The following is an 859-nucleotide window of genomic DNA, read 5'->3' as shown; positions in this document are numbered from 1 at the left end:
GCTTTGCTGTGTTTGTGGTTTTTCCGTTTCGGCTTTCGACCAGCGATAAAGACGGGTAATGCGGGCTTTGATTTCTTTCAGCAGCTTGTTGTCGGCGGCGATCTGCCGGTTTACTTCTCCCTTGTCTGTGCGGATACCGCGCTTTTCCATTTGGCTGGCGGCTGGCCCCAGATGGACAGAGGGGATCTTATCAATGCCCTGCCGCTTGTAGCTGCGGTGGTCTACCAGGGCGGGATGACCGGCGGCCTCCAATGCCCGGTTGGTGCAGGCCGCCCATGCCGCCCGCCAAATCTCCACATTCCCTTTGTCGTTCCAGTCGGTGGTGTCCTCCCGGTGGTTCTTCCAGCCGCCTTTCCCGTCCGGGATACGCTGGCCGTTTTCGTCCAGGTCGTATGCCTTGCGGCACTTTGCGCCCCATGCGCCATTTTCTTTCAGGGGCCGGACGGTCAGCATGATATGAACATGGGGGTTGCCGGTTCCCTTGTCGTGGATGGCAAAATCGGCGCACATCCCCTTGTCCACAAAATTCTCCTTCACATAGGCCCGGACAAGGGCAAGCTGCTGTTCCCTGGATAGTTCGCGGGGCAACGCCGCCTCAATTTCGCGGGCAAGCTGGCTGTCCCTGGCTTTCTCGATCTGCTCCACACTGTTCCAGAGGGTGGAGCGGTCTGCAAACTCTGGCGGGGCGTGGGCGGGCAGCATGATTTCCGCATGGACAATGCCGCCCTTCCGGGTGTAATCATGGGTCAGGCCGTCCCATTCATTCGTCAGCTTGGTTCCGCTGCGGTAGGCGGCTGCGGCAACAGCGGAACGGCCCTCGCTGCGCTTGATAATACTGACGGGGATATGACAGAAATCT

The 859-nt window shown here is 59.4% G+C and carries 1 protein-coding gene; it reads right to left on the bottom strand.

Going from position 1 to position 859, the window contains the following annotated elements:
• A partial coding sequence (gene mobQ, locus DWW13_RS19605) for a MobQ family relaxase (RefSeq protein WP_243026206.1) occupies positions 1 to 859 on the bottom strand: 859 nt, incomplete at both ends.

The organism is Blautia sp. AF14-40 (assembly GCF_003479665.1).
Taxonomy (GTDB): Bacteria; Bacillota; Clostridia; order Lachnospirales; family Lachnospiraceae; genus Fusicatenibacter; species Fusicatenibacter saccharivorans.
This window is presented reverse-complemented; position numbering and strand designations above follow the sequence as displayed.